The 589-nt window shown below is 32.1% G+C and carries 1 protein-coding gene; it reads right to left on the reverse strand.

Going from position 1 to position 589, the window contains the following annotated elements; genetic code table 11:
* Nucleotides 1–307 precede the first annotated feature (307 nt).
* Nucleotides 308–589 (reverse strand): type IV secretion system protein (locus tag ACFIK0_RS09750; protein ID WP_375663969.1); only part of this gene is annotated, 282 nt, incomplete at its 5' end.

The raw sequence follows: 589 nt of genomic DNA on the forward strand, positions 1-589 counted from the left end.
TAGCTTTGGTGCTAATGCACAAGCCGATAAAAGGTTTGCAATCAAAATTATAAGAATGATCGACTTCATTTTAATATAACTCTTTTTTATTGTTATATATATCCTGATATTTGTTGTCATTATTATTATTTTGAACATAAAGTAAAGTACGTTATGTGTAATTATTTTACTTTTTTATTCTATTTTAATTTATAAAAACAGCTCAATTTCAGTGCGAATATTTTTTACTTTAGGATTGGATATTCTTGTTATTTTGTCACATGGGTATTAAGGGCGTCTGTTACGGGAACCATTGCTTTTATATCCTCTAGTTTCTATGTCTCCATAGATGTCCAAATGTAATGCCTTTTGCGAGAGAATTGGCAACGCTTGATAGTTTGAGTAATAGCATGATGGATATAATGGACAAGATGAGAGCTCCCCCAAACATGAAGCTTATATTCTGGTCGTAATCGAGTTTCATATCGCTCAAATAGTTTGCAAAGATATTCATCATCAGATTAAATACAGTGGCTAAGAGTAGAAAGAGGATTATATAATTGACGACTTGGATTATCCATTGCTCGAAAAGGCGATGAGTTGGTTGCCA

Origin of the sequence: Bartonella sp. CL63NXGY, assembly GCF_042194905.1 — a bacterium.
Taxonomy (GTDB): domain Bacteria; phylum Pseudomonadota; class Alphaproteobacteria; order Rhizobiales; family Rhizobiaceae; genus Bartonella.